This window comes from Kitasatospora sp. NBC_00315, from assembly GCF_041435095.1.
Lineage (GTDB): Bacteria > Actinomycetota > Actinomycetes > Streptomycetales > Streptomycetaceae > Kitasatospora.
Window position 1 is genome coordinate 694,437 of sequence record NZ_CP108025.1, and the last position, 24,569, is coordinate 719,005.

General features: G+C 72.3%; 25 protein-coding genes and 1 pseudogene. 12 read left to right on the forward strand and 14 right to left on the reverse strand.

What is annotated here, in order from left to right; translation table 11 throughout:
- Nucleotides 1-193: 193 nt before the first annotated feature.
- Both OG823_RS02930 and OG823_RS02935 read left to right on the forward strand, forming a co-directional pair.
- Complete coding sequence (locus OG823_RS02930; protein WP_371477226.1) at nucleotides 194-1,000, forward strand: SAVMC3_10250 family protein; 807 nt, start codon at nucleotides 194-196, stop codon at nucleotides 998-1,000.
- Between the two features lie 681 nt (nucleotides 1,001-1,681).
- On the forward strand, nucleotides 1,682-3,226 hold the full coding sequence (locus OG823_RS02935; protein ID WP_371477229.1) for a M1 family metallopeptidase: 1,545 nt from the start codon (nucleotides 1,682-1,684) through the stop codon (nucleotides 3,224-3,226).
- A gap of 231 nt (nucleotides 3,227-3,457) precedes the next feature.
- Here the strand turns inward: OG823_RS02935 and OG823_RS02940 are convergent, their stop codons facing one another.
- The 4 genes from OG823_RS02940 to OG823_RS02955 all read right to left on the reverse strand — a co-directional run bounded on the left by OG823_RS02940 (nucleotide 3,458) and on the right by OG823_RS02955 (nucleotide 5,823).
- Nucleotides 3,458-3,847: a DoxX family protein gene (locus OG823_RS02940; RefSeq protein ID WP_371477231.1), complete on the reverse strand. Its 390-nt coding sequence runs from the start codon at nucleotides 3,845-3,847 to the stop codon at nucleotides 3,458-3,460.
- Nucleotides 3,848-4,057: 210 nt separating this feature from the next.
- Complete coding sequence (locus tag OG823_RS02945) at nucleotides 4,058-4,315, reverse strand: hypothetical protein (RefSeq protein ID WP_371477234.1); 258 nt, start codon at nucleotides 4,313-4,315, stop codon at nucleotides 4,058-4,060.
- A complete protein-coding gene (locus tag OG823_RS02950; protein ID WP_371477235.1) occupies nucleotides 4,312-4,440 on the reverse strand; it encodes a hypothetical protein in 129 nt (42 codons plus the stop codon). The genes OG823_RS02945 and OG823_RS02950 overlap by 4 nt, the downstream gene beginning before the upstream one ends.
- A gap of 282 nt (nucleotides 4,441-4,722) precedes the next feature.
- Nucleotides 4,723-5,823, reverse strand: a complete 1,101-nt coding sequence (locus tag OG823_RS02955) for a chemotaxis protein (protein WP_371477237.1) — start codon at nucleotides 5,821-5,823, stop codon at nucleotides 4,723-4,725.
- A 211-nt stretch (nucleotides 5,824-6,034) separates the two neighbouring features.
- Between OG823_RS02955 and OG823_RS02960 the strand changes: the two genes are divergently transcribed.
- Nucleotides 6,035-6,637, forward strand: coding sequence for a hypothetical protein (locus OG823_RS02960; protein WP_371477239.1), 603 nt, complete (start codon nucleotides 6,035-6,037; stop codon nucleotides 6,635-6,637).
- A gap of 61 nt (nucleotides 6,638-6,698) precedes the next feature.
- Here the strand turns inward: OG823_RS02960 and OG823_RS02965 are convergent, their stop codons facing one another.
- A complete protein-coding gene (locus tag OG823_RS02965) occupies nucleotides 6,699-6,956 on the reverse strand; it encodes a hypothetical protein (protein WP_371477242.1) in 258 nt (85 codons plus the stop codon).
- A gap of 192 nt (nucleotides 6,957-7,148) precedes the next feature.
- Between OG823_RS02965 and OG823_RS02970 the strand changes: the two genes are divergently transcribed.
- From OG823_RS02970 to OG823_RS02990, 5 genes are all read left to right on the forward strand, one after another.
- A complete protein-coding gene (locus OG823_RS02970; protein WP_371477243.1) occupies nucleotides 7,149-7,358 on the forward strand; it encodes a hypothetical protein in 210 nt (69 codons plus the stop codon).
- Nucleotides 7,359-7,710: 352 nt separating this feature from the next.
- Nucleotides 7,711-7,911 (forward strand): ferredoxin, encoded by a 201-nt coding sequence (locus OG823_RS02975; RefSeq protein WP_371477244.1) that lies wholly within the window; start codon nucleotides 7,711-7,713, stop codon nucleotides 7,909-7,911.
- A gap of 317 nt (nucleotides 7,912-8,228) precedes the next feature.
- Entirely contained in the window at nucleotides 8,229-9,434 is a 1,206-nt protein-coding gene (locus tag OG823_RS02980; protein ID WP_371484278.1) for a cytochrome P450, read from the forward strand.
- 168 nt (nucleotides 9,435-9,602) lie between these two features.
- Nucleotides 9,603-9,755, forward strand: a complete 153-nt coding sequence (locus tag OG823_RS02985) for a hypothetical protein (protein ID WP_371477245.1) — start codon at nucleotides 9,603-9,605, stop codon at nucleotides 9,753-9,755.
- A gap of 292 nt (nucleotides 9,756-10,047) precedes the next feature.
- Complete coding sequence (locus OG823_RS02990) at nucleotides 10,048-10,323, forward strand: hypothetical protein (protein WP_371477247.1); 276 nt, start codon at nucleotides 10,048-10,050, stop codon at nucleotides 10,321-10,323.
- A gap of 52 nt (nucleotides 10,324-10,375) precedes the next feature.
- Here OG823_RS02990 and OG823_RS02995 read toward each other — a convergent pair whose 3' ends face one another.
- The 3 genes from OG823_RS02995 to OG823_RS03005 all read right to left on the reverse strand — a co-directional run bounded on the left by OG823_RS02995 (nucleotide 10,376) and on the right by OG823_RS03005 (nucleotide 13,782).
- Nucleotides 10,376-11,206 carry a hypothetical protein gene (locus OG823_RS02995; protein ID WP_371477249.1) on the reverse strand — a complete coding sequence of 277 codons (831 nt, stop codon included), beginning with the start codon at nucleotides 11,204-11,206 and terminating at the stop codon, nucleotides 10,376-10,378.
- A gap of 582 nt (nucleotides 11,207-11,788) precedes the next feature.
- Nucleotides 11,789-12,505, reverse strand: a complete 717-nt coding sequence (locus OG823_RS03000) for a response regulator (protein ID WP_371477251.1) — start codon at nucleotides 12,503-12,505, stop codon at nucleotides 11,789-11,791.
- On the reverse strand, nucleotides 12,502-13,782 hold the full coding sequence (locus tag OG823_RS03005; protein WP_371477253.1) for a sensor histidine kinase: 1,281 nt from the start codon (nucleotides 13,780-13,782) through the stop codon (nucleotides 12,502-12,504). The genes OG823_RS03000 and OG823_RS03005 overlap by 4 nt, the downstream gene beginning before the upstream one ends.
- Nucleotides 13,783-13,985: 203 nt before the next feature.
- On the opposite strand from OG823_RS03005, the gene OG823_RS03010 reads away from it, so the two are divergent.
- On the forward strand, nucleotides 13,986-14,678 hold the full coding sequence (locus tag OG823_RS03010) for an ABC transporter ATP-binding protein (protein ID WP_371484279.1): 693 nt from the start codon (nucleotides 13,986-13,988) through the stop codon (nucleotides 14,676-14,678).
- Nucleotides 14,675-17,092, forward strand: coding sequence for an FtsX-like permease family protein (locus OG823_RS03015; protein ID WP_371477255.1), 2,418 nt, complete (start codon nucleotides 14,675-14,677; stop codon nucleotides 17,090-17,092). Before OG823_RS03010 ends, OG823_RS03015 begins: the two co-directional genes overlap by 4 nt.
- A gap of 170 nt (nucleotides 17,093-17,262) precedes the next feature.
- On the opposite strand, the gene OG823_RS03020 is transcribed toward OG823_RS03015, so the two are convergent.
- Nucleotides 17,263-17,499 (reverse strand): DUF6296 family protein, encoded by a 237-nt coding sequence (locus OG823_RS03020; protein WP_371477257.1) that lies wholly within the window; start codon nucleotides 17,497-17,499, stop codon nucleotides 17,263-17,265.
- A 36-nt stretch (nucleotides 17,500-17,535) separates the two neighbouring features.
- Nucleotides 17,536-17,760: a DUF2277 domain-containing protein gene (locus OG823_RS03025; RefSeq protein WP_371477258.1), complete on the reverse strand. Its 225-nt coding sequence runs from the start codon at nucleotides 17,758-17,760 to the stop codon at nucleotides 17,536-17,538.
- Between the two features lie 568 nt (nucleotides 17,761-18,328).
- Between OG823_RS03025 and OG823_RS03030 the strand changes: the two genes are divergently transcribed.
- Nucleotides 18,329-19,582 (forward strand): MFS transporter, encoded by a 1,254-nt coding sequence (locus OG823_RS03030; protein WP_371477260.1) that lies wholly within the window; start codon nucleotides 18,329-18,331, stop codon nucleotides 19,580-19,582.
- Between the two features lie 269 nt (nucleotides 19,583-19,851).
- Here the strand turns inward: OG823_RS03030 and OG823_RS03035 are convergent.
- The 4 genes and pseudogenes from OG823_RS03035 to OG823_RS03050 form a co-directional block, all read right to left on the reverse strand.
- Nucleotides 19,852-20,190, reverse strand: a pseudogene (locus OG823_RS03035) (gamma carbonic anhydrase family protein); the annotation flags it as partial.
- Between the two features lie 74 nt (nucleotides 20,191-20,264).
- Nucleotides 20,265-22,052: a group II intron reverse transcriptase/maturase gene (gene ltrA, locus OG823_RS03040; RefSeq protein ID WP_371477261.1), complete on the reverse strand. Its 1,788-nt coding sequence runs from the start codon at nucleotides 22,050-22,052 to the stop codon at nucleotides 20,265-20,267.
- 621 nt (nucleotides 22,053-22,673) lie between these two features.
- On the reverse strand, nucleotides 22,674-22,895 hold the full coding sequence (locus tag OG823_RS03045) for a hypothetical protein (RefSeq protein ID WP_371477263.1): 222 nt from the start codon (nucleotides 22,893-22,895) through the stop codon (nucleotides 22,674-22,676).
- A gap of 244 nt (nucleotides 22,896-23,139) precedes the next feature.
- A complete protein-coding gene (locus OG823_RS03050) occupies nucleotides 23,140-23,706 on the reverse strand; it encodes a DJ-1/PfpI family protein (RefSeq protein WP_371477265.1) in 567 nt (188 codons plus the stop codon).
- A 274-nt stretch (nucleotides 23,707-23,980) separates the two neighbouring features.
- Between OG823_RS03050 and OG823_RS03055 the strand changes: the two genes are divergently transcribed.
- Nucleotides 23,981-24,526: an RBBP9/YdeN family alpha/beta hydrolase gene (locus OG823_RS03055; protein ID WP_371477266.1), complete on the forward strand. Its 546-nt coding sequence runs from the start codon at nucleotides 23,981-23,983 to the stop codon at nucleotides 24,524-24,526.
- Nucleotides 24,527-24,569 lie beyond the last annotated feature (43 nt).

The following is a 24,569-nucleotide window of genomic DNA, read 5'->3' on the forward strand; positions in this document are numbered from 1 at the left end:
TGCGGCGCCGGCGACGGCCGAGGCACTGGTCCGCCGGCGACTCCGGTTCGGAGCCGGCCGGCGCAAGCAGCAGGGGTTGCCGTGTCCGACCTGCGAGGCGGAGCTGAGGCGGGGCTGAGGCGGGGCTGAGGCCGGGCTGAGGCCGGGCTGAGGCCGGGCTGAGGCCGGGCTGTTGTCGGTGCGAGATGGCAGGATGGGCCCGGCGGAAGCAAGTGCCGATGGGCAGAGCAGTCGGGGGGCTCCAGTGCGTGAGGTTGTCTACTTGTCCGAGGGCAAGCTGAACGAGTTCCTGCCGGAGCCGCGACGCGCTCTCCCCGCCGTCAAGCTGCACGCCGGCGTGTCCCTCGCCGGGATCAACGTGGAGACCCCCGCGTCGAACAGCGTCCAGGATCTGCGGCGCCACCTCAAGCGGGTGGAGAAGGCGATGGCACGCCACACGCCCCGGCACACGGAGTCCGAGCTCGCGCCGGGCCGGTGGGTCAGGTTCGAGGCCGCACTGGACTGGGTCACGCTCCGGGGCAGGTACCAGGACTTGGTGCTGTTCGTGGACCGGGCCCCGGACCGGGCGCGCCCCGACCCGGCCGGGGCCACCCGCCGGGTCCTGCTGCACGGCTCCGCCCGGCACCTGCTCGGTCGTCCGCCGGTCCAGGTCGACGGCCCCGCGCTGACCGGCCTCGACGGCGGCGGCCACAGCGCCGGCACCGCCTTCGTCACCAATGCCGGACACGCCGTCAGCGCACTGGCCGGCGCCAGTGATCCGCTCGAACCGGAGAGCGGGGCGGACGGGGGAACCCCACCCGAGCCGGCCGCTCCCCTGCATCGCGCCGGCATCCGTGACCTCCTGGCAGCCCTCGACGCCGAGAGGACCGAGGTCAGCACTTCTGCCGTCATGACCGGCTACGCCCGGGTCAGCGCGTTGCTGCCCGAGACCGCCACCGAGGCGAGCTGCCTGGTGGCGAGCCCGCTGATCGTGGAATACGTCAATTGGTCCGCACGGTGATCCCGGGTGGCTGCCGGAGACGGGCGGACGGCGCTCGGTCGTGCCACCCCGGCCACGGTGTCCCGACGTCAAACGCCGCTCGGCGCTCGGCGGGTCTTCGCAGCGCGGGTCTTCGCAGCGCGGATCTTCGCAGCGCAGAGTGACCGTCGTGCGGCTGCACGCTGACGACCCGACTCGGGAGCACGTGTGTGCGCGAGCCGAAGCGGAGCTCGGCGCGAGCGGGGGACTGAGCCGCGGGGACTGAGCGAGCGGGGAATGAGCACGCGGGGCATGGGAACGGCCGCCGGACCTGGCCAGGTTCTCCGGCGGCCGTGGCCCCGGCCGTCAGGGGCCGGGACATCTGTGAGCCTACGGACACCGCCGGTCACCCGCCAGACGACTGGGCCGTACGGATGACGGGGGCCGCCGACGGCGCTGTCCTCCGCCCGGCCGATCACCTCCGCGGCCTCCCCCCAGGGGTCCTTTCGGGTACGAAGCGGCGTCGACAGGGGTCGTCCGCCCGGTGCCGCGGGTAGCGATCGAGCACCGGGACCGGCCACTCGGCGAGCAACCGCTCGGAGCCGACCCCTCGGAAGCCGACCCCTCGGAAGCCGACCCCTCGGAAGCCGACCGCTCGACTGCCGACGGTTCGGCACCCGAAGCTCAGAACCGGCCGCCTCGCACCGCGGCCGCCCCGACGAGATGGTGATCGCACTGTTCCTCTCCCGCACCTGTCTCGCCGCCGTCCTCGCACTCACCGCGGCCTGCGGATCCGGCTCACTGCCCGAGGCCACCCGGCCACGACCGACGCCCCCGAACGCCTTCCTCGGCAACCCGCCGCCCGATCCGGGCGACCCGGTCTTCCCGGGGCTCGGCAATGCCGGGTACGACGCCCTGCGGTACGACCTGGCCTTCGACTACCGGGCCGACACCCGGACGGTGGAGGCGAGCGCGACCGTCACCGCGCGCGCCACTCGGGACCTGTCCGCCTTCGGGTTCGACGCCCTCGGCCTGGCGGTGCACGGCGTGCGGGTGGACGGCAGGGCCGCCGCCTTCGTGCTGCACGACGAGAAGCTGGACGTCTCCCCGGCCCGGCCGGTGGGACGCGGCGCCACCATGACGGTGGTGGTCGACTACTCGGCCGATCCGCGCGCCCGGCTCCCCCACACCGCCTGGGTGCCGACCGCCGACGGATTCGCGATCGCCGGCCAGCCCAACGGCGCGCACACCGTGTTCCCCTGCAACGACGTACCCGCCGACAAGGCGTCCTTCAGCGTCCGGATCAGCGCGCCGAACCACACCCTCGGCGTGGCCGGGGGCACCCTGGCCGACAGCGCGGAGAAGGAGGGGCGGACCACCCGCACGTACGTCTCGCGCGATCCGATGGCCACCGAGCTGCTCCAGCTCTCGGTCGGCGACTACACGGTGAGAGAGCGCCGGGGGCCGGGCGGCCTGCCGCTGCGCGACGTGGTCCCGGTGAGCCGTGCCGAGGCCGTGCAGCCCGCCCTGGCGCTCACCGACGGTCAGCTGGCCTGGATCGGGCGGCACCTCGGGGAGTTCCCCTTCGAGACGTACGGCCTGATGCCCGCCGACAGCGACGATCCGGCGGCCTTCGGCTTCACCGGCCTGGAGACCCAGACGCTGACCCTCTACAAGCCCGGCTACCTAGCCCAGCCCGAGCAGCGGATCGCCCCGCACATGATGCACGAGCTGGTGCACGCCTGGTTCGGCGACAGCGTCTCGCCGCGCACCTGGGCCGATCTCTGGCTGAACGAGGGCCACGCCGACTACTACGGCCTGCTGTACCGCTACGAGCAGGGCTGGCCCGACGGTCTCGGCCTGACCTCTCTGGAGGCCGCCATGCGCGACACGTACACCCAGGGCGACCAGTGGCGGCTCGACTCCGGCCCGGTGGCCGCACCGACCGCCGCGAACCTCTTCGACAGCCAGCGCTACGCCGGGGGCGTGCTCGTGCTGTACGCGCTGCACGAGAGGGTCGGCCAGGCGGCCTTCGAGCGGATCGAGCAGAGCTTCCTGGAGCGCTACCGGCACGGCGCGGCCGGCACCCGGGATTTCATCCGTACCGCGTCCGAGGCGTCCGGGGAGGATCTCGGCCCGTTCCTGGAGGAGTGGCTCTACGGGAGCCGGACCCCGCCGATGCCGGGCCACCCCGACTGGCGGGTCGCCCCCGCCGTGCCGCAGGAGCGCGGCACCCCGGCGGCGCCGCAGGGCACGTCCACCCTCTGACCCCGCCCCGTTCCCGGCCACTCCCGCCGCTCTGTGCTCGTGCGCCCCTGTGTACGCCCGTGCCGTGCTGCGCCGCGCCGTCCGCGCGCCGGTACCGGGGCGGCGGCCCGAGGCGCATCGTGGTCGCCACGGCCCGTCCGCCGACCGGCTTCGCTCCGGACGGCGCGCGGGCCGTCCAACTGTGCCGACCAACTGGGCCGACCGGCCGGCGCCCTTGCGGCAGCACCCCGGTCAGACCTTGCGGCCGGCCCGCATCGCCCACCAGACCAGGGGCAGCTGCAACGGCACCCGGGCCCAGGCGATCTCCTTGTACGGCGTCGGGCGGTGGCGCCAGTCGGCCGCCATCTTCACGTTGGCGGGCAGGACCGCGACGAAGAATCCGGCCGCGGCGAGCGCGCCGAGCCGGCGGGTCCTCGGAGCGGCCACCGCGGCGCCCAGCGCGAGTTCGGCGACTCCGCTGGCGTAGGTCCAGGCCCGCGGGGTGCCCGGCAGCGAACGCGGGACGATGGCGTCGAAGGTCCGGGGCCGGGCGAAGTGCGCCGCCCCCGCCACGAGCAGGAGCGCCGCCAACGGGCGCGCGGCCCGGCCGGTCGAGGGTCGGGACGCCTGGGTCGGTGACACGGGTACCTCCGGAATGCGGGCGGACGGAATCCGCCCAGGTTACTGGAGAGTAGCTACCTGGGTGGAGCCCTTGCGTACACATCCGGTGAAGATCGGCTCCGGCGGTGGCCGACCGCGACCCGGCAGGAGTCCTGGCCGAGAGCCCGTCCGGGCCGCGCCGACCGCCCGGTGGACGCCCGCCGCCCGGCACCTGGTCAGAGCGGCACCTGGTCAGAGCGGCTGCGGTTCCCGTTCGGCCGGGCCGGCCGGCAACAACCGCGCGAAGCGCCTGGACTGACTGGCCGCCAGCGGCCCGAGCAGCGCCAGCACGAGGACGTGGCCCGCGATGAACGGGCCCAGTCGGGCGTCCAGCCCGGCGGTGGCGGCCATCGCACCGGGGACGAGGGCGAACTCGCCCCGGGAGAGCAGGGTCAGGCCGATCGCCGCGGCCTCCGCCCGGCCCATCCCGGGGAGGCGCGCGGCGATCACCCCGGCCACCACGCCGCCTGGCCCAGGAAGGTGACGACCAGGAGCTCGTTGTCGTCGGTCGACACCAGCCGGTCGACCACCCCGGTGCCCCAGTGGGCCGGCGCGAGCGCCTCGGCGAGCGCCACACCCGGCAGCCCGCGGCGAGCACCAGCAGGAAGGCGGACGCCTTGCCGACCTGGAGCAGGGCGTCCAGCGGAAGGTGGAACTCCAGCCCCAGATAGAACAGCAGACCGGCGGGGGGGCGCCACCCGGTCGGGCCGAGGGCGGCGCCGACGCACCGCGGTGCCGGACCTCCTCCGGATCGGCACCCGGGGCGGCCCGCCGCCGTCCACCTGGGCGGCGGTCACACAAGTGGCCCTGACGGACGGCGACCGGGGCGCGTTGCCCGCCGCCCGGTGACGCGGCGTTCAGTACCGCAGTACGGCGGCGATCCGCCCCAGGTCGGCCAGCTCGCCGGTCGGCACGAACGTGACCTGCGCACCGGTGTCCAGGGCTCGCTCCACGATCTCGTCGACCATGTCCTCACGGACGTCCGGCTCCCCGGCCGCGGCCGGCACCAGGTGGTCGTCCGTGACCCTGACCGCTTCGAAGTAGTCCTCCTCGACCACCAGCAGCGCGCCCCGGCCCTCCGACACGCTGCGCCAGACCTCGTCGATCCCGGCCGCCCGAGTCTTGGCGCCCTGGGCCTGGTCCAACCGCTCCTTCGCCCGGGCGACCTCGCGCCGTCCCTGCTCCTCGACGGCGCCGCGCACCGCCTCGCGCACCACCGCGGCCGACGCGCGCGCGAGGCCGCCCCTGGGCACCTGGGCCGCGGCCGACTTGGCGGCGGTCCCGACCTCGTCGAGCACCGCGAGGGCCGCGGCCTCGCCGAGCACGTACAGCGGGCGCGGCTCGACCTCCAACAGCGCGGCCAGCGCGGTGTCCGCCTCACGTACGAAGTGGCGGGTCTGCTCGTCGCGGAAGGTGCTCGGGACGTCGCCGATGCGCTCCTTGCGCTCGACGTCCGGCAGGTCCGGTACGTACTCCAGCGGGAATCCGTGTCCGGTGTGCTCGGTCAGCTTGCTTCCGCTGCCGCTGAACAGCGTCGCCCGCTCGGCCGACACGGTGAACACCCAGTACGGGGCCCCGGCGGCGCGGGTCGAGACCAGGTTGCGGGTCAGGAACGTGTCGGAGAAGACCACGCGCGCGGGCACCGCGCGCGGGATGGACCACACCTGGTGCTCGCCCGGAGCGACGAAGATCACCAGGCCGTCCTCCGCGTGCACGAGATCGACGTCGGCCACCGCGCGGTCCAACTGCTCCAGCAGGTCGAGGCGGTCCGCCCGCGAGACCGCCTCGTCGGCGTGCAACCGGCTCTTCGCCTCGGCGACGAGGTTGCGCAGCCGCACCGGGTCCTGGGTGTTCTCGGGCTCACTGCGATGGGTGGGCATCAGTACGGACAGCGCCGGGTAGCGGCGCGGCCGGCGGAGCTCGGCGAGGACGGTCGGCGTGAGCTCGGCAGAGCGCATGAGAAGCCCTTCTTGTCGGAAACATCCCTTGCACTCCTCCCCTCAACCGGTTGGCGATATTCGGGCAAACCAGGAAAACCTCTCCGCAATTTCGCCGGATGCCGACGCCACCCGGTTGGCGGACCAACCCGGGCGAACGCCGGTGATCGGTTGCAGCGTGGTCCCTGCGGGGGCGAGAAGGCCACCCGGACCGCGACATCAGGAGTGCCTCGTGAAAGACACCGGCGGCCGAACGACCGTTCGCACCCACCGTCTCGACCCGCTGCGGATCGGTGCGGCAACGGCCCTGTTGGTCGTCACCGCCACCGCCGTCGCGGCCTGCGGAAGCAGTTCCGACGGCACCTCCACCCCCACACCCGCGCGGCCGACCGTCCAGGGCACCCCGCCGTCCTCCTTGCTGCCGTCGGCCCTGCTCTCCTCCGCGGCCGCCCTCGCATCCGGTGCGTCCGTCGCGGCCTCCGCCTTCCAGTCCTCGGTGTCGGCCGAGGTGTCCAGCGCGAACGCTTCGGCCTCCGCCGCCCTGGCGGGGGTCTCGGGCACCGGGAACGCCCTGTCCGACGTCACCCTGACGGGCGTTCCGACGGCGGACTCCGGAGGCCGCCGGGCCGCCGTGGTGACGATCGTGAACAGCACCGGCTCGGCTGCGTCCTACGCCGTCCAGGTGGATTTCGTCGATGCCTCCGGTGCGGTCGTGGACAGCACCGTCGTCGGCGCCCAGAACCTCCAGCCCGGCGCGAAGGCCTCGCCGGTGGCCTTCGGCGGCAACGAGAGCCTGGCCGCCACACCCAGGGTGGCCAAGGCCCAGCGCTACTGAGCAGCCGCCCGGGCGCCACCACTGTCGGCGGCGTGGACGGCGCCACCGGAGGTTCTCACTGCTAGCCCGGGCCCACGGCGGCCGGCCCGGCGGCGTGGCGGCCGCGCCGCCGACCGCTCGGCGCGGCCGCGGCCCGCGCAGGGCCGAGCGGGACGCTCGGCAGGGCGGCCGACAAACCGCGGACGGCGGGCCGGGCGTGGTGTGCGCCGGGCCGGGACGACTGCGCGCCCCGGCGGGCACCGCGCCCGTCCCGGTGGGCGCCGGCCAGGAGTGCGGCGAGGAGAAGAGGAACGGTCAGCAGGAGCAGGGTCAGTGTCATGCCGGTGCACCTTTCCGATCGGGTCGAGTACGAACGTGTCCATCCCGCCGGACCGGAAACCCCGAGCACGGCCGTTCGGACGATCCACTCACTCCCACGGGTGGGGTCCGGTCCCGTCGAACGGGTGAACCCTTTCCGGGGTCTTCGGACTGCTGGGCGTGACCTCGGACATCCACGGTCGTTGGGACGGGCATGAAGAAGCGCAGCATGCTCGCCGTCGCATCCCTGGCCGCCGGCGTCGTCGCCTCCCTGGTCGCCCCGAGCGCGCACGCGGGCCCCGTGCACGACAACCTGGGTGCCACCGGCCTCCCGAACGCCAACGGCACCCTGGACGCCTTCGCCGACCAGGCGGACGCCGCGGCCGGTCCGACCGTCAGCGGCCTCGGCGACCTCCGGCACTGACACCTCCGACACCCCTTTCCTCGGCCGTCCGTGGCGTCGCCACGGACGCAGCCTCTGCCCGCCTCGGGGCGCGGCGACCGCGCGCGGGCCCGAGCCCGGCGGCGCTGCGCGCTCCGCCGTCCTCCAGTGCCCCCCTCGTAGGAACGCCTTCCCCGCCGGAGGACTTGAACTCCCCTCCCGTCCCCCATGACGGATTCAGCCGATTCGGACCGGACCGCACCGGTCCGAATCGGCCATTCTGCTGTGACCCGCCGCAGCACTCTTCGTGTGCGACACAGTGACGGATAAGTTGGCTGCACCGCAGGGACGAGCGGCCCGCCGAGGCCGCCGCCGCGCCACGGAGGTGTCGGACATGCAGGTGAACGTCGATCAGGACCGTTGTTGCAGCTCGGGACAGTGCGTCCTGGCCGCGCCCGAGGTGTTCGACCAGAGCGACGACGACGGCCTGGTGAGACTGCGACAGCCGAGCCCCGGTCCGGACCTCGCCGCCGACGTCCGGCTGGCCGCGGCGCTCTGCCCCGGCGGCGCCATCTCCGTCACCGGGGACAGCTGAGACCCGGGGCCGCCCCGGCGCGCGCCCCGAGGACACGCCCGCGGCCCACCCTCGACGACCGGATCCCGACGACGAATCCCGACCGCCGATCCCGATTACCGAATCCCGACCGCCGATCCCGGGGCGCAGACCCCCGCCCGGGCTCGGTGCATCCCGACAGCCTCGACGCACGAACCTCGGCCGCACCAACCCTCGGCCGCACGAACCTCCGCACCCGAGCCGCGGTGAACCGAGCCGCCCCACGCGAGCCACCTGAAGACCGCACCGTGCCGCCGGTGGTGACGCCGCCCCGGGCCCGGTCACCGGAAGGAGACGTCATCGTGACGAGCACACCCATCGCGCCGCCCACCGTTCTCCCCGCCGCCCCCGGCGGCGCCTGCCCGTTCGACCCGCCCTCGGCCTATCGGCAGGCCGGTCTGGAGGGCCCGGTCACCGCCGGTGAGCTGCCGGACGGCAGCTTCTGCTGGCTCGTCACCGGCCATCAGGAGGTGCGCACCGTCCTGTCCGACCACCGCTTCAGCGCGGACGCCCGCCGGCCCGGTTTCCCCTTTCTCTCGCCGGGGCGGCGCAGCCTCGCTGTCAACAGTCCGAGCTTCATCCGGATGGACGACCCGGAGCACTCCCGGCTGCGCCGGATGGTGACCAAGGACTTCCTGGTCAAGCGGGTCGAAGCGATGCGCCCCGGGATCAAACTCATCGTGGACGAGGCCATCGACCGGATGACCGAAGGGGCCGGCGCGGCGGATCTGGTCGCCGACTTCGCCCTGCCGGTGCCCTCGCTGGTGATCTGCCTGCTGCTCGGCGTCCCGTACGAGGACCACGAGCTGTTCCAGTCGCGCAGCCGGACACTGCTCGACACCACCGCGTCCCAGCAGGCGGTCGAGACCGCGATGGACGAGCTGCTGGCCTATCTGACCGGCCTGGCCACCGACAAGCACCGCCACCCCGGGGACGACATCCTCAGTCGGCTCGCGGTCCGCGAGGACCTCAGCCCCGAGGAGACCGCCGCCACGGGACTGCTGCTCCTGGTCGCGGGGCACGAGACGACGGCCAACATGATCTCCCTCAGCACGCTGGCACTGCTGCGCCGACCGGAGCAGGCCGCCCGACTGCGGGCCGATCCCGGGCTGGTCAGGGGCGCCGTGGAGGAGCTGCTGCGCTACGTCACCATCATCCAGTCCGGGCTTCCCCGGCTGGCGACCGAGGACGTCGAGCTCGGTGGGAGGACGGTCAGGGCCGGCGACGGCCTGATCTGCATGCTGTCCACCGCCAACCGGGACGAGAGCATGTTCGAGGCGTCCGACGAGCTGGACGTGGAGCGCGACGCCCGTCGGCACCTCGCGTTCGGCTTCGGCGTCCACCAGTGCCTGGGGCAGCCGCTGGCCCGGGTGGAGCTGCAGATCGCGCTGGAGAGTCTGCTGCGCCGCCTCCCGGACCTGCGGGTCGCGGTGCCGCCGGAGGAGCTGGTCTTCCGCACCGACACCATCGTGTACGGGCTCGCCTCACTGCCGGTGGCCTGGTGAGGCGGGCCGGCCCCGTTCGGCCGGGACCAGCCGATTCCCCTGCCGAGCCGGTTGGCCCCGGACCCACCTCGGAGGCACATTGGAGTCAGGCACAGACCCGGCCCGGCGTCCGCCCCTAGCGGCGGGCCGTCCCGGCCGGCCGAGGAGACGGAGCTCGCCATGACGGACATGAGCGCACGATCCCAGGTCAGCGGCGACCAGGAGGAGGACGTCCGCGCGGCGGACCCGGAGGAGGGCATCACCTCGATGCAGAACGTGCACGCACAGGACACCTCGCAGGCCGAGGGTGAGACCTACGACGAGACGGAGGGACTCTCCTGAGCGCGGCATGGGGGGCCACCGGGCGCGGGACCGGGGCGCGGGGGGCCGTGGCGAATGCGGCGGTCCTGCGGGGCCGGGCCCGGCACTGGCCTGGAGCCGAGGCCGGGGCGCGGCGGGCCGGGCCCCGGGGGGATGCGGTACGGGGAGCCACGGCGCTGGAGGCCGGGGCGCTGAAAGCCGGGGCGCGAGCGTGTGCCGTGCGGGCCCCCACGGGGCCGGCGGCCCCTGTCGACTTCCGGGCGGCTCCGGCTTCCCGGACCCACGAACGGCCGGAATCGGATGGTGGGGCCTCGTGAACACCTGGGCGACCTGGACCACCCAGAGCATCATCAGCGGCCCCGGCGGGGTGGAGACCGTCGAAGTCGGACCGATCACCGGGGATCTCACCGTGCACACCACCTGGGTCGACGGTGAGGCACGGCTGACCGTGCAGTACACCGGTGCGCTCGACTGGTACACGGTCGTGGGCAGCCCGGTCCCCGCCGGCGACGAAACGACGGCTCGTGCCGTGCACCAGTCGATGGTGCACGGTGTCAAGGCCGGGCACGGGGCGCACGCGCCTACCTGAGCGCGGGCTGCCGGCGGCGACCCGGCGCGCCGGCCGCGACCGCCCCTGGATCTCAACGCTTGCGCCGGCCCCTGGCTCCGTCGACGACGGGGCCGGGGGCGGCCGCCGTCCAGTACGACGGATCGGCCGGGATCCGCCCGCGCAGGTCGGCCCGGACCGCCTTGGCCAGCTTGCGGGTGTCCCTGCGGTTGATGTTGGCGCCGATGCCCGCTCCGATCAGCAGCGGTGTCAGCGACGGCAGCCGCCGCAGCGAGCTGCGGGTCAGGCGTTTGCGCAGTTGCTGACGGACCTCGCTGCCGACCGCCATCGCGGCCAGCCCCGCGGGCTTGAGCAACGCCGTGCGGTCGATGCCACGCCGGTTGGCCCAGGCCGTGACATAGGCGCCGGCCCGCTGCGTCGCGTTGCCTGCCGCGGGCACCCCGTACGCCTCGTGCAGTTCGGCGATCAGCTTGATCTCCACGGCGGCCACGGCGAGCGTCTCGGCGGCGATCTCCACCGGCATGGCGGGCGGCACCGGGAGCATCGCCGCAGCGCCGACGCCCGCGCCGAGCGCAGCGGACGCCCGGCAGGCGCCGAGGACCAGCAGGTCGGCGAGCTGCTCCGGGTCGGCGACCCCCGGGTGCTGGGCCCGCAAGGTGGCCAGATTGCGGACCGGGATCCGGGGGGCTGCCACCAGGAGGCGGTCGGCCAGCGCGCGACCACCGTGACCGGCTCCCCTGGCCGCCACCAGACCGCCTCGGCCGAGCACACTCATCGTCGACCGGAGCAGTCTGGCCGCCCGCTGCCGCCCGCGCTCCTGCCGGCGGTCCGGCAGGTCGGACGGCTCGGTGCCCGCCGGGCCGCGCTCCATCACCTCGACCAGTCCGGCAAGCTCCTCGGCCAATTCGCCGGTGGCCTCTCCCGAGGCAGCTACTCCCGGGACCAGCTCGCCCCGGCCCGGTTCTCCCAAGACCGGTGCTCCCGCACTGGACTCTCCCGGGATGGGCTCTCTCCGTGGTTGCTCATCCGGCAGGTGGTTCTCGGGCTTCTGCTGTCCCGGGGGCGGCCCATCGGGCGGGCCGGCTGTGCCGTCCGCTGCGCGGTCCCGACGGGACTTCCTGAAGATTGCCATGCCGTGCGCCTACCCGAACTGGTGCTCGGGCACGCCTGGCAGGCGACTGCGGCCGTCGGACACCACCCGGTCGGCAGCGACCGACCCGCCTGTGCGGCGGAAGATCTGCACGGCCGACGATCTGAGCGCAGGTCGACGCTACGCAACGGCCGGCCCGCGCGACCCGATCTGCAGGTCGACCGATCTGTATGTCGACCGATCTGCACGGCTGACGATCTGAGCGGCGACCGGATCCACCGTGGTTGGTGTGACAGCGGGGCGTGTCCACGCGGTCGACGCCACCTGCCCGGCAGCGGCCGATGCGTTCCGGCGGCCTCGTCCGCCCGGACTCCTTTCCGACGGGTACGCCGCCCGTCAAGCCTGCTGCCGACCGACGACGCGGAGCGGGGCCCCGGTACCGGCGGGGACGACCAGGCCACTCTCGTAGGCAGCGACGACCGCCTGGGCGCGATCGCGCAGCCCGAGCTTGCCGAGGATCCGGGCGACATGGGTCTTCACCGTGGCCTCTGACAGTTGCAGGCCGGCGGCGAGTTCGGCGTTGCTCCGGCCCTGGGCGAGCAGACCGAGTACTTCGAGCTCACGCGGCGTGAGGGAGGAGAGGTCGCGGTGGACCGCGACGGCGCCGGCATCGCGACGGGCGAAGCGTTCGACCAGTCGACGGGTGATCGCCGGCGCAAGCAGCGCGTCACCCGCGCGGACCATGCGCACGGCGGCGGCGAGGTGCTCGGGCGTGACGTCCTTGAGAAGGAAGCCGCTCGCACCCGCCGCCAGTGCCGCGTAGACGTAGTGGTCGAGGTCGAACGTGGTCAGGATGATCACGCGGGTGCCCTCGCCACCCGTGTCCGGGGGGCCCGCGAGAATGCGCCGGGTGGCCTCCAGGCCGTCCATCTCCGGCATCCGGATGTCCATCAGGACTACGTCGGGCCTGGTTCGCCGCACTGCATCGATCGCCTCGACACCGTTGGTCGCCTCAGCCACCACATCGATGCCCTCGGCCGTAAGGATCATCCGGAAGCCGGTCCGGACCAGAACCTGGTCGTCGGCGACCACCACGCGCAACGGCTCGCTCACGATGCCTCCAAGGGGATCAGTGCTCTGACGCGGTAGCCGCCTGCCGGGCGGCGCCCGGCCTGCAACGTCCCACCGTAGACAGCGATTCGCTCCCGCAGACCGATCAACCCGCGGCCGCTGCCCACGGACACGGCCACGGCCGGCCGGCCGCCGGTGTCGATGACATCCACCCGGAGGCGGTCGGCGGTGTAGTCGAGGGCCACCACGGCGCTGGCCCCTGCGGCGTGCTTCACCATGTTGGTCAACCCCTCCTGCACGACGCGGTAGACGGCGAGTTCGACACCGGACGGCACCTGCTGCGGCTGCCCGCCCACCGTCAGCTCGACCGGCACGCCGGTGGCGCGGACACCCGCGATGAGGGCCTCCAACCGGCTGAGGCCCGGCTGCGGCACGAGATCGACGTCGCCCGGGCCGGCCGTCGAGCTGTGCTCCACATCCTCCTCCTGATCCATCGTGAGGAGCCCCATCACGTGGCGCAGCTCGGTCATGGCCGTCCTCCCGCCGGCCTCTACCGCGAGCAGCGCCTCCCGGGCCTGGTCGGGGGCGACCTCCAGGACCTTGCGGGCGGCGCCGGCCTGGATCACCATCATGCTGACGTTGTGCGTGACGATGTCGTGCAATTCGCGCGCTATCCGGGCCCGTTCCTGCTCGACGGCCCGTCGCAGCGCCTCGACCCGCTCGCGTTGCAGCGCCTCGACCCGTGCACGCTCCTGATCGGAACGGTCCGTCCAGGTCCGGATCGTGTGGGCCGCCACCACGATCGGGATCAGGACGAGGAACGGAACGTACTTGTCCGGCACGCTGTACGAGTCGGACCCTCGGAACAGGCTGACCAGGAGCGCCACCGCCGGCAGGCTCGCCACCACCGGTACCCGGTACGGGCTGTGCGCCGCCGCGCTGTAGGCCGCGATCACGCCTGCGTAGAAGGCGCCCCGCGGTGCGTCGTGCATGCCCAGCACGGTGGCCCCCATGACGACCCACAGCACGGCCAGCGGGTAGCGGCGACGGAGCAGCAGGGCCGCCGAGGTGACCAGCGCGACCAGCGGCGGGCTCAGCAGGCCACTCGTCGTGGTGCTGCACGGGTGCAGCACCTGGCACTCGCTGCGCGCGACTTCGACGTGGCCTAGCGCGGCGCTGACCGAGAACAGGCCCATCGCCAGCGCCAGGATCGTGTCGAAGGCCAGATTGCGCAGCGTGGGCCTGGGCAGCCGACCGGTCGGGCTCATCGCCCGCCGGGCCTGCTCGCGCAGTCGATCCACCATCCGCAAGTTCGTCACGGGCTCATTCTGGCCGTCGGCCGCCACCGTGGCATCCGCCTCAGCGGGGATTCGTCCTGCGCCCCGGACTACATCGCAAGGATGACATCGCCACGACGTCATCCGGACACGGTACCGGGAATGGCCCGCCCGGCCGACGCGCCGCATCGGGGTGCACTCCTAACGTCGGTCGGGCCGAAACGGAACGAGCGATGGAGACCAGCATGGCGACGCCGCTGATCGAACTGACCGATGTGAGCCGCCGCTACGACGGCGGCCCGCCCGCACTGTCGGAGGTGTCGCTGACGGTGGCGCCCGGCGAGGCGGTCGCCGTTCTCGGGCCGTCCGGTAGCGGGAAGTCGACGGTCCTCAATCTGATCGCCGGGCTCGACCACCCGGACACGGGTGCGGTCACAGTCAGCGGGGTGCGGGTCGACGAACTCGGAGAGGCCGCCTCCGCACGCTACCGGCGGGCCACCATCGGCATGGTCTTCCAGTTCTTCAACCTGCTCGACGACCTCACCGTCGCCGACAACGTCGTCCTGCCGGCCCGACTGGCCGGAATGGCCCGTGGCACGGCGCACCGGCGCGCGACGGAGTTGCTGGAGACGCTCGGCGTCGCGCGACACGCCCGGTCCCATCCCGGCCGCCTCTCGGGAGGCGAGCGGCAACGCGTCGCGGTCGCACGGGCCCTGATGAACCGTCCGGCCCTGCTGCTGGCCGACGAGCCGACCGGCGCTCTGGACTCGGCCGCCGGCGAGGACGTCATGGCACTGCTGGACGATCTCCACGCCGACGGCCAGACCATCGTCCTGGTCACTCACGACCTGGCGCTCGCCCGGGCCTGCGCGACACGGACGGTTCAGCTCGCCGACGGCCGGATCGCCTCGGACACGGCCGCGGAGCCGGTCCGATGACCGCTCTGGGAAGGGTCGTCCGCTCCGGCGTGGGCCACGGCCGGGTCCGCACGCTGGTGACCGGGCTGGCCGCGATGATGGCGGTCACCGCGTCAATTCTCGGCGGATCCCTGCTGGTGGCCTCCAGCGAGCCGTTCGAGCGGGCCTTCGCGGGGCAGCACGGCGCGCACCTGACCGCGCAGTTCGACGCGACCCGGGCCACTGTCGCCGAACTGACGGCGTCGGCCCGGGCGTCCGGTGTCACAGGGGCGTCCGGCCCGTTCCCGGTCACGACGATCACCGCCCTGCTCGTCGCCGACGCCCGGCCGGGCGTCGGCGACGCCCGACCGGAGGCGACCCCGTGGCCGATGACGGTGGTCGGCCGTGCCGACCCGAGCGGCCCCGTCGACGCCCTCACCCTGACTTCGGGCACCTGGCCGACCGGCCCCGGCCAGATCGTGCTCTCTGCCGATCAGCAGGGTCCGCCGGCCGGCCCTGGCGCCGTGGTGACCCTCCCCGACCTGCCGGGCCACCCGCGATTGACGGTGGTCGGCACGGCGCGCTCGGTCAGTGGCACGGCGGACGCCTGGGTGGTGCCGTCCGAGATCAGCTCGATCAGCAGGAACGGCACCGGCAGCGGGTATCAGATGCTCTACCGCTTCGCGGCGGCGAACACCTCCGCGCAGGTCGCCGCGGAGCGGGCCGCGGTGGCGGCGGCGGTCCCGGCGGGAGCCCTGACCGGCTCCCGGTCCTGGCTGGATGTCAAACAGGGCGCCGATCGCAACACCGCACTGTTCGTCCCCTTCCTGCTCGCGTTCGGCGCCCTGGGCGTGGTCATGTCGGTGCTCGTCGTGGGCAACGTCGTCGCCGGCGCGGTCGGCGCGGCGACCCGGCGGATCGGCATCCTCAAGGCCCTCGGGTTCACCCCGTCCCAGGTGGTGCGGGCGTACGTGGGCCAGGCGCTCGTGCCGACGGCGGTCGGCACCGTACTCGGCGTGGTCGCGGGAAACGCGCTCGCCGTCCCCATCCTGTCCGCGACGAATCGGCTGTACGGCACGAACACGTCCGGTGTGGCGCCCTGGATGGACGTGGCGGTGGCCGCCGGTGCACTGGCTCTGGCGGCATCAACCGCCTGGGCGGCGGCCCTGCGGGCCGGCCGGCTGCGCAGCATCGACGCGCTCGCGGTCGGCCGCGGCGCCCGTCCGGGGCGGGGCCGGCGGGCCGCGCAGTTGATCGCACGGCTCCCGCTGCCCAGCGCGGTCGGCCTCGGCCTGGCCCGCCCGTTCGCCCGCCCGGCCCGGGCTGCCTCGACGGCCGCCGCGATCGTGTTCGGCGCCGCCGCGGTCACCTTCGCCATCGGGATCGGGGCCTCCCTCGGCGAGATTCAGGCCGCGAAGAACCACGACACCGCCGATGTCGTCGTCACCACGCGCTCCGGCCCCGGTGGGGCCGTCGCCTCGACCGGCGGAGCCGGCCCCACCCCGGGCCCCACCCCGGGCCTCAGCTCGGCCGACACCGCTGCGATCACCGGGGCGATCGGAGCCCAGCCCGGCACCAGGGCCTACTACGGGACCGGTACGACGGAGGTCGGCGTGGTGGGCGTGACCGGTTCGAGCACCGTCCACTTCTTCACCGGCGACGCCTCCTGGGCCGGCTACCGGATGGTCTCGGGCTCCTGGTTCCAGGGCCCCGGGCAGGCCGTGGTGCCGACGACCTTCCTCACCGCGACCGACACCCGGGTCGGAGACACCATCACCCTCGACGACCACGGCACGGCCGTCCCGGTCCGGATCGTCGGCGAGGTGCTCGACCCGCACACGCAGACCATGGAGGTGCTCACCGACGCAGCGACGCTCTCCACCGCCGAACCGGGCCGGTCGGCAACCGACTACTACGTCGCGCTGAGACCCGGGACCTCCCTGCCGGCGTTCCTGGCCACGGTGAACGAGGCGCTGCGGCCGGTGGCCGGCGTCAGTGCCCGAGCGGACGGGTCCACCGGCACCAGCGGCACGATCCGAGCTCTGAACGCCCTCACCGCCGCCCTCACGCTCATGCTGGTGCTCACCGCCGCCCTCGGCGTGCTCAACGCGGTCGTGCTGGACACCCGGGACCGGATCCAGGAGATCGGGATCCACAAGGCGCTGGGAATGACGCCCCGGCAGACCGTCGCGATGGTCCTCGCCTCGGTCGCCCTGATCGGTCTGGTGGGCGGCGCCGTAGGTGTGCCGGCCGGAGTGGCCCTGCAGTCCATCACCGTGCCCGCGATGGGCCACAGCGCCGGCATCACCCTGCCGGCGTCCGTCGTCGAGGTGTACCACTCCGGCGAGCTGGTGCTGCTCGGCCTCGGCGGCCTGGTCATCGCCGCCCTGGGCGCTCTCCTACCGGCCGGCTGGGCCGCCAGGTCCCGCACCGCCACCGCTCTGCGCACCGAGTAGGAGCAGCGGTCCGGAGGGCGACCCGGCCGGTGGCGCAGCCCGAGCAGCAGGGAGCGGGGGCAGCCGGCCGGCCGAGGGCACGCGAAAGCGCCGTAGACCGTCCCCTCGGGGAACGGCCTCCGGGTTTCGAGGTCCGGGTGGTGGGCCACCGCCGCTACGGACCGGTGCGGTCAGACCAGGGGCTCGGCGTGCACGAGTAGGTGCGGGGACTGGTGGCCACCACTGGCCAGCATCCGAACCTCGCCGCCGTCACTGATCTCGGCTCTGACGATGCCCGAGTCGTCCTCGTACACGGGGTGTCCCCCCGGCCCTGTCGCGCTGGTCCAGGTCACGATCACCACGTCCTGGGGCGCCTGGGTGCCCGGGGTGCCCGGGAACGTCAGCGCGTACCGCTTCTGGTCGCTCATACACAAACCTCCTCGTCGTCCCCGAGCTACGTCCCACTACGCCGCGGGCCGGGTGGCACCACGGACCTCCAAATGCTCGAGCAGCCGGGCAGTGGCCTGCGCCACCTCCTCGACCGCGCGGTCGAACGCCTCACGGTTGTGCGCGGCCGGCGCACGGAATCCGGAGACCTTGCGGACGTACTGCAGGGCCGCCGCCCGGATGTCCTCGTCCTGGACCTCGGGCGTGACCGGTGGCCTCAACGTCTTGATACTGCGACACATGCATCCAGTGTCCCGCCTCGGCGGCCGGACGGCTAGCAGCCTCGCCGAGGCGCGGAAGGCGGCCGGGAGGCCGTGCGGGAGGCCGTGCGGGCCGGGGCCGGCCGAGGCGGCGCCCGAGCGCCCGACGCACGCCTGGCAGGGAGCGCGGGCCGGGGTGCCCCGGCGCGGGCGGGCCCGCGGCCCCGTAATAGAATTTCCACAGAACAAACTGGCCCAAGCCGCCCGCGTTTCGGCTCACCCCGGCTCCGGATCGATCTCCGCATACTTCCCCCTCCTTCCTCCCCCGGCAGCCCACCCGACGACCGTCCCTCGGCGGCCGCCCTTAAGGTGGCTCGCGCGCCAGTCCCGACGGGTTCCGTCACCCACCGTCGCCGCCCCGCCTCCACCACCCGGTATCGCAGCATCACCGCCCCACCACTACTGCACGACCACCACCGCCCCACGACCACTGCACGATCACCGCACGACGACCACCGCCGCGCCGTTTCCGCCGTTTCCGCCGTATCCGTTCCGTCGCCGTCGCCGGAGCCCCGTCCGCCCTCCCCGGGGCGTCACACCGGAGTCCTCCATGCCACTGGCGCTCGTCGCGCTGGCCATCACCGCCTTCGCCATCGGCACCACCGAGTTCGCGGCCATGGGGCTTCTCCCGCAGGTCGCGGACAACCTCCAGGTCTCCATTCCGCAAGCGGGCTGGCTCATCTCCGCGTACGCGATAGGCGTGGTGATCGGCGCTCCGCTGCTCACGGCGGCCGCGGCCCGGGTGCCCCGCAAGACCGTCCTGATCGCCCTCGCGGGCCTGTTCACCGTGGGCAACCTGCTGTGCGCGATCGCTCCGAACTTCTGGTTGCTGGCCGTGGCCAGGCTGATCACCGGCCTCCCGCACGGTGCCTTCTTCGGTGCCGGTGCGGTGGCCGCCGCCGAACTCGCCGCCCCGCACCTGCGCGCCCGCGCGGTGGCCGTGATGTTCTCCGGGCTCACCCTCGCGAACGTGGTCGGGGTCCCCGCCGCCACTCTGCTCGGCCAGCACCTGGGCTGGCGGGCCACCATGCTCGTGGTGGTCGCCATCGGCGCGATCGGCACGCTGGCCATCGCGCGCCTGGTTCCACACCTTCCCGCCCCCGAACGGGCCGGCCTACGGCACGAGCTGACCGCGTTCCGCAGCGGGCAGCTCTGGCTGGCGCTGGGCACCGTGGTGTTCGGCTGCGGTGGCTTCTTCGCCTGCTACAGCTACATCACACCACTGCTCACCGAGGTGTCCGGCTTCGCCACCGGCTCGGTGACGCTGGTGCTGGCGCTGTTCGGTGTCGGCATGACCATCGGCAACGTGCTCGGCGGCTACGCGGCGGACCGCGCGCTGCGGCCGAGCGTCTGCGCGTCCTTCGTCCTGCTCGCCCTGACCCTGGCGGCCTTCTCCGTTACCGCGCACACCCGGTGGACGGCGGCGGTCACCGTGGTGCTGGTCGGCATGTTCGGCTTCGCCATCGTTCCGACCGTTCAGACGCTGGTGCTGCAGAAGGCCCACAATGCCCCGACCCTCGCCTCGGCGACCGTGCAGGGCGCCTTCAACCTGGCCAACGCCCAGGGCGCGTTCTTCGGAGGGGTGGCCGTCGACGCCGGTCTCGGATGGACGGCTCCGCCGCTGGTCGGTGCCGGGCTGGCGGGGATCGGTGCGCTGATCGCCGTCCTGGCATGGGTCGCCGACCGCCGACCCCGGCCGTCCGACCCCCCGGCGGCCCCGGCGGCGGGGACGATCCCGCCCGGGACGGCGCCCGGCTCCCAGCAGGCGGCGCCGGGCACGCCTACGGCCGGAGTGCAGTACTAGCGTCCGACCCGATCCAAACCGCGGTTCCACTGCAGAAGGCGCTCCGCTCAGGGCCCGAAACCCGAACCCGCACCTTCCTGGTCAGCCGTCCTGCACCGCCCCGGCCCGCCCACCCGCCTCGCACCCAGCGTCCGGGAGGGGCCGGGGGCGGTGACGTTCCGGCGTGGAGTCCTGCCGGGGGCGGCGCCGTGCCGGGGGCGGTGACGTTCCGGCGTGAGGACGTACCCGGGGCGGCGCCGTGCCGGGGTGGTGAGGCAGTACCGCCAGCCTCAGCGAACCGTCGGCTCGATGTCGCGGTGGGCCGCCGCGAGCAGTTGATAGCCCTCGCCGTTGGCCTTGATGCCCGCACGCTCCTCCTCGCCGAGCTCGCGCCGCACCTTCGCGGGAACGCCCGCGACCAGCGAACCGGGCGGGACGACCATCCCCTGCGGGACCACCGCGCCCGCCGCCACCAGCGAACCTGCACCGATCCGCGCGCCGTTGAGGACAGTGGCGTTCATGCCCACCAGTACGTCGTCCTCGACCGTGCAGCCGTGCAGCACCGCGTTGTGCCCGACCGAAACGCGCGCCCCCAGGTCGAGCGGGAAGCCGGGATCGGCGTGCAGCGTGGTCGGGTAGCTGGGGCCCGTTACCGGGCCCCAGCCCCCTCAGAACCGGACGTGCGACTTTCACCGCATCCGGCTCAAGCGGGCCACTCGGACCGCGCGTTCGCTCTGTCCTGGCCGCCAGCGTGTAGCTGCTGGTGGCAGGCCGTGTGCCTCAGCTCCAGATTGCTGGGATCGTCAGATCCCCCGTGCTGGCGGTGAATCATGTGGTGCACGTTGAACGGCCTCATGTTCGCCGAGAACCAGTTGACCCACTCGCGTAGGTCGTCGGGCTCAAACCCAGCACCTTCCATCAGATCCAGCCCGCAACCGGGGCAGAGACCCTTCTGACGGACTGCCAGGCCGATGATGAGCTTGCGCTCCAGCGCTGGCATGCCCTTCTTCCGGGACCTCGTGTCCCAGTACTCCGCAAGCGCAGGGTCGTCCTTCGAGTAGCCCCCGGGGACGGCCTTGTGCCTTTGGATCTTGGTCCAGGAGAACTTGGGCAGGCGGGTGGCCTTGTTGCCGAAGACCCACGTGTCCTTCCTCCCTGGTTGATGTTGACCCCAGTATCGGCCTTTCACCCACCGTCGACCTTTTCTGCGGTGCCTCTTAACAGCCCATTTCCACAGCCGTTCAAACATATAGTTATCCAGGTCATGGAACGCGTCACTTGCGCACACGGGACTGTAGTAGGTCGACCAGCCCTTGACGAACGGAGTGAGCTTTAGGACAAGGTCCGTCTGGCTTCCACCACTCCCGGCCTCATCAATGATGGCCCTGATCCTCTGTCTGGCCCTGCGCATTGCCGCTTTGGACGGGGTTGTGAGGGTCGTTCCGTTGGGGTACCGCTTCACGGTGCACCCGAGGAAGTCAAAACCCTCGGTGACGTGAGAGATCTTGGTCTTCTCTTCATTGAAGGTCAGACCACGAGGAGCGAGCCATTCCTCCAGGCTCCTCTTGACCTCCCTTGCGGAATCTTCGGAGTGACACATCACCACGAAGTCGTCCGCATACCTCACCAACGTCGGTGACTTCTGGTTGGTAGCAAGAACTCCCAGGTAGTTCACGTACGTTTTCACCCCTGCGGCAGTTTCCATCCCGTGCAGGGCAATGTTCAAGAGAAGGGGGCTGATGACGCCACCCTGCGGGGTGCCCTCTACCGTTTTGGCGAAGGTCCCATTCTCGATCATTCCCGCCTTGAGCCATCGCCGGATGGCTTCCCTTGCCGGGAATGTCCCGATGGAGTCCATCAGGTGCTCGTGGGTGATCGCGTCGAAGGCCCCAGCCAGATCTGCGTCCAAGATCCACGGTCTCCTTGGGGTGCGGATCTTGCCACCCTTGAGGCTGTTGTAGATCATGGACAACGCGTCGTGACAGCCGAGCCCGGGGCGGAAGCCGTAGCTCCGCGCCTCGAATTTGGCCTCCCACTCAGGTTCCAAGGCGTTCTTGACCCTGGCCTGTTGGACTCGGTCCCGGATCACCGGGATGCCGAGCGGGCGCATCTTCCCGTTCGCCTTCGGGATGTACACACGTTTGACCGGCTTGGGCCTCGGGGGCCCGATCGCGTCGAACTCGATGACCATGAGCCCTCGGTCCTTCGGCGTCAGGGCCCGGTGGCCGTCCACTCCGGCCGTTCTCTTACCCGCGCTCTGTTGTGTCACCCGACGCACGCTCAAGAGCGTGTTCGAGTGCGAGCGGAGCATGAGCTTCTGGAGGTTGCGGACCTTCTTGAGGTCTCCCTCCTGCGCGGCCTTGAAGATCCGCTGGCGGAGTCGCCTTACGTTCCGTTCTTGCTCGGCCCAATCAGTGCTGTGCCAGAGCGAGGCGGGATCGTCCTGAGTTCCGTTCCGGGAGGTCCCATCCTCCGGCTTGTCGTCGTGCATGGACCCTCCTTGTCTAACTTGCGCCCAGGTTGGGGGTGTTCGCTGCTTTTCTTCATTGGCCTACCTGATCCGCGTCAGCACCCTTTCGGGGCCAGGCGGGGCCTGGTATCCGCCGGGTTATAATCGGGGGCAGGGAGACTGCCCTAGTTCCGGTCTTTCCCCTGGGCTTTCACCCTGACGGCCTTCGCTTCTCGGATCATCCTGTTCCCGCAGCGGGGTTGTGCCTTCGTTGCCTCCGGCCTACCCAGTTGGGACCGCTACGGGGTTTCCCTGTTCCTCTCCGGTGAGATACGACCGGGGTGGGAGCCCTCTCTGACCCGGGACCATGGTGATCTCCTCTCGGTTTAACTGACTGCGAGAGCATGTGACACCTTTCAGCGTCCGGTCCTATTCACGCGCCGACTGCTTCCACTGCGCGATTCCACATTTCGGATCGTATGACGAGGGTTCACTTTCGTTCTCCCGTCCGGCCTTCCCCTTGCCTGTAAGTCCATGGTGGTCTAGGACCCCTCGGGCGTTCCCTCCGGCTTAGCACCCCGTCCTTGCGGACAACGCACCCGGAGGCGGGGATCAGCTGTGATCACTCGCTGAGGTCGTTGTATCTCCCTTCCTTTCGACCGCTCACGCGGAGAGGCTTTGCAGGTCGCACCAGTTGTCCTGGATGTTGGTGTCGGGACCGACACTGATCGGACCGGCGTCACCGCGCAGCACCGCGCCGTACCAGATGCTCGCCCCCGCCGCGACGGCGACCGATCCGACCACAACCGCATTGGGCGCGACGAACACCGAGGGATCGAGCTCGGGCGCCAGTCCCGCGACCGCGGCGATCAGCGGCTCTGCCATGTCTTCTCCTCTCGCACCCGGTCCCGCCCGGGCGGCTCCACCCGCTCGGACGGCTCCGGCCGGTACGGTCCTACCGATCGCCATGATCGCATCGGCCGCGACGGCGGCCGCCGGCAGGTCACCCGGCCCGGAACGGACCGACGGGAGGGCTCGGACCGGATACTCGGCCCGGAGAAGGTCGGGGCCGTAGCAGTCGGGCCGGGACCGCCGCGGCGGTCCCGGCCCGACCATCGCTCGCACGGAGTCAGGCCACCGGGGCCTTGACCCGCAGCACCTCGACGAACGCGCGCATCCAGCCCGGGTGGTCCGGCCAGGCACGGGCCGAAACAACCACGCCGTCGACCACGGCGTCGCCGTCGACGTACTCGGCACCGGCGGCGGCGACGTCGGGCTCCAACGCCGGGTAGGCGGCGGTCCGGCGACCCGACAGCACACCGGCGGCGGCCGTGATCTGCGGGCCGTGGCAAACCTGGGCGACCGGCTTCTCCGCGTCGAAGAAGTGCTTCACGATCCGCTGGAGGTCGGCGTTGTTGCGAAGGTACTCGGGGGCGCGGCCACCCGGGATGACCAGGGCGACGTAGTCGGCCGGGTCCACCTCCTCGAAGGCGAGGTCGGCGGGCCAGGTGTAGCCGAGCTTCTCGGTGTACGTGTCGAAGCCGTCCACGAAATCGTGGACCACGAACTGCAGCCGCTTGCGGGCGGGGGCCGCGATGTCGACCTGGTAGCCCTCCTCCTGCAGCCGCTGGTAGGGGTAGAACACCTCCAGCGACTCCGCCGCATCGCCGGTGACCAGCAGGATCTTCGATGCCATCGCTGCGCAACCTTTCATGATTGATCGTCAAACACGCCTGACAGCACGGCTCGGGGCTCTCCCCTGGCCCGTGACGGAGATCAACCTTTCGCACCCGGAGCCCTCGCGCAACAGGGCGCACCGGATCGCGTACGGCGCGCGTAGTGCCCTGCGCGCCCTGCGACGACCGCGCGCGCCCCGTTAGAATCCCCCGGCACAGGTCGCCACTGTCGCCGCCCTCACCGTCGTCACCCACGCCGCAGCCGCCGGCACCGTCGCCACCTGGAGTGTTCCCATGGCTCAGCAGCCCGCCTACCTCCTCCTGCCCGGCTTCCAGAACTCCGACCACGAGCACTGGCAGAGCATCTGGGAGCGCACCGACCCGGCCTTCCGCCGGCTTGAGCAGAAGGACTGGGACCACCCGGATCCGGAGGACTGGACCGAGACCCTGGACCGCGCCGTGCAGGCCCACGACGGACCCCTGGTGCTCGTCGCCCACAGCCTGGGCTGCGTCACGGTCGCCCGCTGGGCCGCCCGTACCCCCGCCCCCCGGACCACTCCGGTCGTCGGCGCGCTGTTGGTCGCCCCGCCGGACATCGACCACGCCGATGTCCCCGAGTTGGCGGGCTTCCGTCCGGTCCCGCTGCGTCCGCTGCCCTTCCCCAGCATCGTGGTGGTCGGCAGCGACGACCCGTGGGCCGCCCCCGAGCGCTCCCGGCTGTTCGCCGAGAGCTGGGGCGCACGGTACGTCGAGCTCGGCCCCTACGGGCACCTCAACGCGACCTCCGGGCTGGGCGCGTGGTCCAGAGGCCGAGAACTGCTCGCCGAGCTGACGGACTGAGCAACCTCGGCAACCGAGGAGCCCACACTGCGAGCACGGCAAA